The organism is Enterococcus pseudoavium NBRC 100491, from assembly GCF_001544295.1.
In the GTDB taxonomy this organism is placed as follows: Bacteria; Bacillota; Bacilli; order Lactobacillales; family Enterococcaceae; genus Enterococcus_A; species Enterococcus_A pseudoavium.
Window position 1 is genome coordinate 52815 of the sequence record NZ_BCQF01000018.1, and the last position, 9687, is coordinate 62501.

General features: G+C 39.4%; 10 protein-coding genes. 4 read left to right on the forward strand and 6 right to left on the reverse strand.

The features are described 5' to 3' along the window. Positions 1-32 precede the first annotated feature (32 nt). The gene (locus tag EP1_RS09360; RefSeq protein WP_067626757.1) at positions 33-1445 is read left to right on the forward strand and encodes a peptidoglycan DD-metalloendopeptidase family protein; all 1413 of its coding nucleotides are present in this window, start codon (positions 33-35) and stop codon (positions 1443-1445) included. 41 nt (positions 1446-1486) lie between these two features. On the opposite strand, the gene budA is transcribed toward EP1_RS09360, so the two are convergent. Continuing rightward, positions 1487-2200 (reverse strand): acetolactate decarboxylase, encoded by a 714-nt coding sequence (gene budA, locus EP1_RS09365; protein WP_067626759.1) that lies wholly within the window; start codon positions 2198-2200, stop codon positions 1487-1489. 91 nt (positions 2201-2291) lie between these two features. After that, a complete protein-coding gene (alsS, locus tag EP1_RS09370; protein ID WP_067626762.1) occupies positions 2292-3944 on the reverse strand; it encodes an acetolactate synthase AlsS in 1653 nt (550 codons plus the stop codon). Positions 3945-4365: 421 nt separating this feature from the next. Between alsS and EP1_RS09375 the strand changes: the two genes are divergently transcribed. From EP1_RS09375 to EP1_RS09385, 3 genes are all read left to right on the forward strand, one after another. Then, a complete protein-coding gene (locus EP1_RS09375; protein ID WP_067626764.1) occupies positions 4366-5229 on the forward strand; it encodes an SPL family radical SAM protein in 864 nt (287 codons plus the stop codon). Positions 5230-5308: 79 nt separating this feature from the next. Further along, on the forward strand, positions 5309-5581 hold the full coding sequence (locus EP1_RS09380; RefSeq protein ID WP_067626766.1) for a hypothetical protein: 273 nt from the start codon (positions 5309-5311) through the stop codon (positions 5579-5581). A 105-nt stretch (positions 5582-5686) separates the two neighbouring features. After that, positions 5687-6607: a LacI family DNA-binding transcriptional regulator gene (locus EP1_RS09385; protein WP_067626768.1), complete on the forward strand. Its 921-nt coding sequence runs from the start codon at positions 5687-5689 to the stop codon at positions 6605-6607. A 136-nt stretch (positions 6608-6743) separates the two neighbouring features. On the opposite strand, the gene EP1_RS09390 is transcribed toward EP1_RS09385, so the two are convergent. The 4 genes from EP1_RS09390 to EP1_RS09405 form a co-directional block, all read right to left on the reverse strand. Continuing rightward, entirely contained in the window at positions 6744-7283 is a 540-nt protein-coding gene (locus EP1_RS09390; protein ID WP_067626770.1) for a DUF1697 domain-containing protein, read from the reverse strand. 9 nt (positions 7284-7292) lie between these two features. Further along, the gene (locus EP1_RS09395; RefSeq protein ID WP_067626772.1) at positions 7293-8042 is read right to left on the reverse strand and encodes a GNAT family N-acetyltransferase; all 750 of its coding nucleotides are present in this window, start codon (positions 8040-8042) and stop codon (positions 7293-7295) included. 137 nt (positions 8043-8179) lie between these two features. Then, positions 8180-8779, reverse strand: a complete 600-nt coding sequence (locus EP1_RS09400; RefSeq protein ID WP_067626774.1) for a PepSY domain-containing protein — start codon at positions 8777-8779, stop codon at positions 8180-8182. Positions 8780-9019: 240 nt separating this feature from the next. Then, the gene (locus tag EP1_RS09405) at positions 9020-9397 is read right to left on the reverse strand and encodes a VOC family protein (protein WP_067626776.1); all 378 of its coding nucleotides are present in this window, start codon (positions 9395-9397) and stop codon (positions 9020-9022) included. Positions 9398-9687 lie beyond the last annotated feature (290 nt).

Here is a 9687-nt window from a genome sequence, read left to right on the forward strand (position 1 = left end):
GAACCCGAACGATGAAAAAGCGAGGGAATCCATTGATTAAATTAAAAAAATATACGGCACTAACTTTATGTGCCTTAACACTGACTACTGCTCCATTAGGCGTTTTAGCCGATGAATATGACCAAAAGATTGCTGATCAAGATAAAAAGATCACTGAGTTACAGCAAACGGAGCAATCGGTCGAAGATCAAAAAGCCGCTTTAGAACAGCAAGTTGCAGCGGTTGAAAAAGAAGTTAACGATGTCTTGAAACAAAAAACGGATGAAGAAAAAAAATTAAGCGACTTAACTGCTAAAATTGCGATCCTACAAGAAAAAATTCAAAAGCGTGAAGAACAGATCCGAAATCAAGCTCGGAATGTCCAAACAAAACAGGACTCTGCTTCAATCGTTGACGCGGTTATTAACTCTAAATCCGTTGGAGAAGCCGTTAAAAAAACAATGGCCGTCTCAACCATTTTAAGTGCCAACAAAAATATCATGGAACAGCAAACAAAAGATAAATCAGAACTCGAAAAACTGGAAAAAGAAGCAGAGCAGCGACTACAGGTCATCAATCAAAAAACGGCCGAATTAAAAGCAAAACAAGAGAAATTAGTTCAAACAAAATTAGATCAACAAGTCAAAATCAACGAACTTCAAGCAAGTATCGCAACTGAAAAAGGCCAAAAAGAAAAATTTGAAAAGCAAAAACAAGAAGCTGAAAAGAAACGGCAAGCCGCGCTAAAAGCCTTAGAAGAACAACGCAAAAAAGAAACTGAGGCCCGAGAAAAGGCCCAAGCTGAAGCTGAAAAGCAAGCGCAACAAGCTGCCGTTGCAGCTCAAAAAGCAGCAGAAGAAGCTGAAAAACAAGCAGCCGCTGCAGAAACAGCCAAGCAAAAACAAATGGCGGAAATCGCGCAATTAGAAGCACAAAAGCAAGAACAAGAAGCCAGACAGCAACAAGAGCAAGCGCAAACAGTTACAGATACCAGCGCAAGTCAAGTCACTACAAACCCTACAGAAACTCCTGCTGTCGACGAAGCAAAACCTTCTGTAAATACTAATGGCTGGTCATCTCCCTTATCAATTGGATTAGTAGTCACTAGTCCTTTCGGTCCTCGTCAAGATCCAACTGGAGCTTCTGGGACTCAGCATGACGGGATTGACTTTGCTGGTTCTGCTGGAACACCGATTATGGCTTCTAAAGGCGGAACCGTTGTAGAAGCCGGGTTTCACTGGTCAGCTGGAAATCACGTAGTAATTCAGCATCCGGATGGTTATTATTCTTATTACATGCATATGGTTTCTGCTCCAAGTGTCGGTGTTGGCTCAACAGTGACAGCCGGTCAAGTTTTAGGTGGTATGGGAACCACTGGAAATTCCACTGGAGTCCACTTACACTTTGGTGTCTCGACTGCTCTGTGGTCAAGTTTTGTCAACCCTGCCCCACTATTAGGAATCTAAAAAACAAGGATCAGAAAAGTTCTGATCCTTGTTTTTTTATGCTATTCAGCTTCTTCAATATCTTTTGAAATTTCATCTAATTGAATTTCATTTGCTAAGTAGTCTGGACTTTCGATGGGAAAGTGTTGACGGAATTCAGCTAATTCCATTAAGGCCACCTTACCATCAGCCAGTTCAAAATCTAACACATGTCCACCAAATTTACGATCATCACTGATAAAGTGCAGATGGAAGCCCGCCGCCGCAGCACCATGAAATAATTTTGGCGTAAAGAAGCCAACAATAGTGCCAGAAACTTGATCTGCTTCAAATTCAGGTTGATGCCGAGCAATTTCGACAAATCTTGGGTAAGGTTTGACTTGTTTTGGTGCCACTCGCACATGCATGTGTTTGAAGGTACCTTTTATTTTAACAGCTGCAAATAAGTTGTGACTGATTTTGTTTAAAATCTCTGCTTTCACTGTGTCATCACCAGCATCAACGATCGAAAATTCGCCATCTGATTCAAAATTGGTGACCGCAGCATAAGGAGTTAGCTCCTCACCGGTTAATTGGTTAATCGTTCCTGTCTCATCTGCATGATAAATCACACCATCTAAGAAAATAACCTCGCCATTTGAACCTTCTAATGTTCCTAAGCCAAAATCACCATAATCAGACAAGGTTCCGATTTTTTCCGTTCCCTCCATTAAGTCTTGCATCAAACCACCGAGCGTTCCGTGCTGGTAGAGATAACTTTTTGTTTTCACTGTCATGTAAAACCCCTCCTGTATTCAGGTTGACTGAAGACTGCTATCAGCCATCTTCATTGGTTAGATCACGCTGGAATCTCATCATTCAGCGAGTTTAATAAAATTGATCTGGTAAAATAGTCTGACCTAATTCTTTATTATCTGAGTAATCGATTGGAATATCGATAATCACAGGCCCCTCTGTAGCTAAGCCTTCTTGAATAGCTGCCGCTAATTCAACTTTAGAAGTAGCCCGTAAGCCTTTAGCACCAAAAGCTTCTGCATATTTCACGAAATCAACCGGGCCAAAGTGAACACCTGAAGAACGATCATATTTCATTTCTTCCTGAAATTCCACCATATTATAGCTACCGTCATTCCAAATCAAATGAATAATTTTTTGTTTCAAACGAACAGCCGTTTCAAGCTCTTGGGCTGAAAATAGGAAGCCGCCATCCCCAGAAACTGAAAAGATTTGTGTCTCAGGACGAACCAACGCTGCCGAAATTGCCCATGGCAAAGCAACACCTAACGTTTGCATCCCATTACTAAATAGCAGATGACGTGGTTCGTAACTGCGGAAATGACGAGCCATCCAAATATAGTGACTGCCAACGTCAACCGTTACTGTCATTTCATCTGTCACATTTTTTTGTAAGGTATCAATTACTTCTAACGGATGAACTCGCCCTTCAACCGTTGCACTTTGATGAGCGCCATTCGCTAGTTTTTCTTGTAAAGTAGCTAAATAGTGTTCAGCATCCGCTGATAATTGATACGTGTCGATTGCCGTGCTTAATTTTTCGATTGTTTTAGCGATACTGCCGATCAATTCCGCTTCCGGCTGCATATATTGATCAATTTCCATCGGGACTTCATCGATAACTACAATCCGCGCATCTTTTTCAGCATTCCAGTTTCGTGCTTCATACTCGATTGGATCATAACCGATTGCTAATACTAAATCGCTCCGTTTTAACAACATATCTCCTGGTTGATTGCGGAACAAGCCGACCCGACCAAAGAAATGATCTTCTAACTCCCGCGAAATAATTCCGGCCCCTTGGAAAGTTTCCACTACCGGCAAGCCAGTTTTTTCAACCAACATTCTGATTGCTTCCGTTTCTTTTTGACCAGATGCCCGCATCCCAACTAATAATGTCGGCAATTTGGCTTCGCTGATTCGTTTAACTAGATCAGCAATATCTTCATCAGAAGCTGCACCTAATTTAGGGGCTGACAAAGGTTTGATTGCTTCACCATTCACCTGTCCGTCAGTTACATCTTGAGGAATTGATAAGAAACTAGCTCCTTTTTTAGCTGTTTTCGCAATACGATAAGCATTCGCTATGCTTTCTGAGAGTGTTTCTGGATCTTGAATTTCTGAACTATATTTAGTGATAGGTGCAAACAAAGCCGCATTATCCATACTTTGGTGAGTCAATTTTGAAAGGTCAGAACGTTTCACCTGACCTGCTAAAGCTAGTACCGGATCACCTTCAGCTGTCGCTGTGACTAATCCCGTAGCCAAATTACTTGCTCCCGGACCGCTTGTCGCAATTACTACACCCGGTTCACCCGTCAAGCGACCAATCGCTTGAGCCATGAACGCCGCATTCTGCTCGTGACGCGCTAAGATCAATTGCGGACCATGATCTACCAATGTATCAAAAACACCGTCAATCTTCGCACCAGGAATCCCGAAGATAAATGGCACGTTATGATTTTCTAAACTGTTAACAATGATTTCTGCACCTTTTTTACTCACTGTATTACATCTCCTTAAAAACTGTATCACTTACATTTGACAATATAGCACTTATTATCTTAATTATCAACAATGAAACACTAAGCAGAATTGTTTCGCTGAAAAACACTTGCTCTTTCTATCTCGAATACTCTCTTTCGTGTAAATCTCTCTAAGGGAATATCAATCTTAAAGCCCATGATTCAGCTGATTCTCAAAATAAAAAAAGCCTCATCGCTGAGACTTTTGAGCTCATTCGCTGTAATTAAATTCTGACGCTCGATCAAATATCATCTGAACTTTCGAAATTCTGCGGTCAGTGCTGTTTTTGATTGTTCCCATTAAAAATTTATGGGATAATAAACGCGAACGCTAGTTCTGAATTTTGATCAAATACAACTAAGAAAATTGTGACCTGTAAAATAAAAAAAGGAGGTCAACGATGCACTACAAAGAATATAAGACAATCTTGTCCGCTAAAAATGGCTTAAATCTTTTTCGCGGCTGCACTCATGGGTGTATCTATTGCGATAGTCGCAGCGATTGCTATCAAATGAATCACCCCTTTGAAGATATCGAAGTAAAAGCAAATGCACTAGTAATTTTTGAACAAGAGCTACAACGTCGGCGTAAATCTTGTATGATTGCTACTGGAGCGATGACCGATCCTTATATCCAATTGGAACCGCGCTTAAAAATCACGCAAGGTGCTCTGGAGCTGATAGATAAATATGAATTTGGCGTAGCGATCCAAACCAAATCTGCTCGAATTTTACGAGATCTAGAAGTCATAAAGTCAATCAATCAAAAGACAAAAGCTGTTGTCGAAATGACTCTAACGACCCACGATGAAGAGTTATGTAAAATTTTAGAACCTTATGTTTCGACTACCAAAGAACGTTTCGAAACTCTGATGGCGTTTAAAGAAGCGGGCGTTCCAACGGTTGTTTGGTTATCACCGATTCTCCCTTTCATCAATGATTCAGAAGAAAATTTGCGAGGAATTTTAGATTACTGCATCCAAGCAGAGGTCAAGGGGATTCTTTGTTTTGGCTTTGGCGTCACCCTACGTAAGGGAAATCGTGAGTATTTTTATCAACAACTCGATAAATACTTCCCTGGGATGGCTAAAAGATACCGCCATGCCTTTGGTGAAAACTATGTTTGTAATAGCCCTAACAATGACCGCTTAATGACTATTTTCAGCGAGATCTGTCAAAGTCATGGGATTCTTTGGCGAACTGAAGAAGTTTTTTCTTACCTTCACGAATTTGAAGACAAACGGGAACAATTGGCTTTATTTTAGAAAATAGAATAAAACGCTTGCTCTGAAACTCGTTTCATAAACTATACTTCCCTTGTAAGAAAAACAAGGAGGAATTTTTATGAATACCTATTTGAAAATCCAAAGAAATGAGTCACAAGAACATTATAATGTTTCCCTATATTTTTCTAACAACCAATTGATGCTGACAAGGCCGCAAGGATTCAGACACCCTAGCAGCGAAACCCTTCATTTAGCTGACATCAAAAATATAATTATTGCTGAGTTTTTAGGCAGTCCGATTATTAGCTTTTTTTACCAGGATCGACGCTATACTTTTTATGAATCCGGACCCGCAGTCACGGAATATCTCAAAGAAAATTTAGCTATTTGATTTTCCGATACTCCGTCGCCCCATCGGCAGCATTTTATGAAAGCAACTTACTGATAAAAACAACTGATTAAACTAATTATTTTTATTTGATAGAAGAGGTGCCTAATGGCTAACATTCGTGATATTGCAAAAATTACTGGTTATTCTGTCTCTACTATTTCGCGTGTCATTAATCATCATCCTTATGTTGATGATCAAAAGCGGGCGCGTGTTTTGGAAGTCATGACTGAATTAAACTATGTACCCAACCGCTCTGCTCAAAACCTAAGTTATGGTCGGACTAAAAACATCGGGGTGATTCTCCCTTTCGTGAATCACGATTATTACGATCAACTACTCAGCGGGATTATGCAAGCTGCCTTTGACCACGGCTATCAAATTAGTTTGTTACCGACAAACTACGATCAAGAATTGGAAAAACGTTATCTGGTTGATTTTTCTAAACGTTCCTTTGACGGATTAATCGTCACAACAAAAGCTAATTCAATCCGTGCTTTCCTTGACTACCTGCAATATGGCCCAATCATTTTTTGTGAGGAGATTCCAAATGCCGATGTTAGCTGTGTCTATATCAATCTAAAAAAATCAATTAAAGAAGCCTTTGCTTACATGAAAGAAAACGGAGTCGTCAATCCCGGCATGACTTTGGGGCGAAGTAAAAATATCAGTCACAATTCTGAATTCTCGATTCAAAAAGCCAAAGAGATCTATCCTAATTTCAACGAAGCCAACATTTTTTGGGACTGTATTGTTCCCGAAGATGGCATTCAAGGAGCTGTATTTTTTAAAAAACGAAAAGTTGACGGGATCTTGACCTTTGGTGATACAATTGCCGCAACAATCTTACAACAATATGAAGGCAACAAACCGTTAGTAATCGGCCGTGAAAATCTGTTCATTAGCGAAGTCATGGGCTTTTCTACCATTGATCATCATTTAGCCGAATGCGGAAAAAAAGCTTTTGAGGCTTTTTATTACGACAAACATGAAAAGATTTGTGTCCCTCATCATTTCACAAAAAGATAAACTGTCCACCAGCTGAAAGTTTTTGTTCAGCTGGTTTTTACTATTAGATTTCTAACTGCTTACTAAACCGTTAGCTACCTAGAACTTTTGTTACTGTTGTAAAAAAAGATCAAACAGCGTTACAGCTGCTTGATCTTCACTGGCTCATTTGTAGTAACTTATTGATCGTGTTCGCATTGCGGATCGTCACTTGTTTATTCACCGATGAGCTGGCAATTTTTGACCAGCGCGCCTGATTAAAAGTCTTTCGTGGCGCTGACCAAAAAATTAACTCCCCGTAACAAGCGATTTGTTCATATTCTGGTTTTATTTCTCCTACTGCTGCGAAGACTTCAGCTGTCGTCAGCGGAGGAATCATAATAATGGCATAATGGATGGTTTCTTCTGCCTGATTCCACCAACTGGGGGCATGCTTGATGGTCACATTCAATTCAGCAACAGCTACTACTGCTACAGGAATAGTTAGTTCAAATGCTTCTGTGATCAGGACTTCGCATTTTTTTATCAACTGATTGATCTCTTGGATTTCACTGGTGAAAAGTACATTTCCACTGTTAATATACGTTTTTACAGCTGAAAAACCCGCCGTTTCAAAAGCTGATTTTAACATCGGCATCGCGATTTTATTTTTACCACTAACATTGATTCCTCGTAAAAAAGCAATATACTTTTCCACCTAGCCACCTCACAAATTTGCTAATAATTTTTTTAAAACATTTTTATTTAACATGTGGACTGTCAAAAACTTCCCTTGATAATAGACCGCCCAATTATTAAAGATCCCTGGCAAATTTTTAGCTTTTTCCAGACTATCTACCGGAATCAATCGCAAAGGCAGACCCTCATCCTCACAATACTCCTCGACTTCTTTTAAGCCATTAGAAATAAAGGGGCATTGTCGACCATAGAAGATCGTTAATTCTTGGTTATCGATCATTTGTTTCCTAGCCGTTGCTGAAAAGGCTGGATGTGTGCCATCAAAAGATAGTGCTAGCAATTCATACCCACCCATGATCTGATCAACCGTTTCAAAACCATATTTTGTAACAAATTTTTTATCGGTTAAAAAAGGGGTCTTTTTGTTTGAGCTGATCACACAAATCCCCGATTTATTTTGCCTTTTCGCGTCAGCGATACAGTAATCCAATAAATTTTTTCCGTGTCCCTGACCCTTAAAACTGCCAGAAACCCATAAACAGTAAATATATAAATAATTTTCTCCAACTACAGGTACCCAAGCCGTTTCTAAAGGCGCGTACTCAATAAAAACTTTTCCATTAGCATCAAGTTTGCGAAAAACATGGCCTTCAGGCAACCGCTCAATGATCCAAGCCTTTTTTGCATCTACACCTGCTTGATGATTTTTCCCCGAAATGGCACAACATAAATGTTCCTTTGCCACATTTTCTAGCGTTAAATTAACGTATTCTCCCATCAAACCCCTCCTCCATTTTTATTAATTCAAGTATAGCATTAATCCCCCTTTAACTTCATTCAACCCTTTAATTCCTCTACTTCGTTTATAACCACAAAAAAATCTGGTGGAGTTGTCCATCAGATTTCTTAATAGTCCTAATCGTCAATCTCTGTCTCCAAAACTTCTCCTGATTTTGCATCGAGTTTGACATCGGTTTCCTTGTGCCCATTAACCACTTTTACTTCCCAATAAGTAGTGCCCAATTCCTTATCTAACTGCCATTCTTCAGCCTTGCCACCTCTGGCTTTCTTAGCTGCAATCTCAGCGGCGCGTTCCACACTCAAAAGATTTTCTAAATCCAGCTTGTCAGCGTTTCTTTTCACCCCAGCTTTATCTTCTGAATCTAAGTTTTCTGCGGAGTCTTTAGAAACCTCTTTCGTATCAGCATTGACTTGCACTTCGTACTCTCGCTCGTCATCGACACCTTCGATTTTGTATGAGTACTTACCAAATGACGTTTCCAACTCGATCGAAGTAATGTCACTATCCGGATAGGTTTCTTGATAGGTTTTAATTACCTCTTCAACATTGACCTTAAAGCTTGTCTGAGCCTTACTACTAGCTTGTGTTGGTTTTGTATGACTGATTGTTTGCGAAGTAGAACTAGAATTATTCGCCGTATCCGAAGTGTCACTACACCCGACCAATCCGCCAAGTAGTGCAACCGCTAACCCAAAAACCATGATTTTTTTCATAACTGCTCGCTCCTTATCCTTAATCTCTACGACCCTTATATAATTGAAATTCGTTTTAGGTTCTATTTATTACTATTTAAGCTTAACATCTATCTAAAGATCTTACCAACCTTCTCATTTATTAGAATAGCAAACGAAACATCGCATCTTTGCCGTTTCAGTCACTTGTAGTCAAATTATTTCCCAGCGTTTGTATTCAAAAAAGCAGCAATCTTTTTAGATTCCTGCTCCAATCATCTTTTAAGTTGTAAGTTCAAGCAAATTCCCTTCTGGATCTTGGATAACGGCTTCGTAATAACCATCTCCAGTTGTTCGCGGTCCATTTAACAATGGCAAGCCAGCGTCTAAAAACTTTTCGACATAACTATCGACAGCTTCTTTACTTCCTAGCGAGATAGCGATATGCGTATAACCCAAACTATCGGCTACTCGATTAGACAAATGTTGTTTCGAGGTTAGTTCGAGACGACTGCCTGTGTCAAAGCTGAGAAAATAGGATCGAAAACCAGTCTTTTGATTGTGATAAAGTGCAGAACTTGTGACATTAAAATATTTTTCATAAAATTCCTTCATTTTTTCTAGATCTTTCGTCCAAATTGCAACGTGTTCGATATGCATCCTCATCTTCCTTTCTAATAGTCAATCTAGTGGATCTTTTCATAAAAAGATTTCGAGTTGAAAAGTTAAGCCACACGCTCCACTGTCCCCCTCAATCCTACAGAGAAACGAAAAGCCTATTTATATTTTACCGTAAATTATCCAACGATAGGAAAGCTTTTACAATCTTTATTTGTAAAATGAGAACGGCCTCCCTTTATTTCAAAATATCGACTATCGTACTAAAGATATCATTCATTTAAGAATATTCCTCAAGCTATTGGCACTTAATTATTTTGAACAAAAAAAAA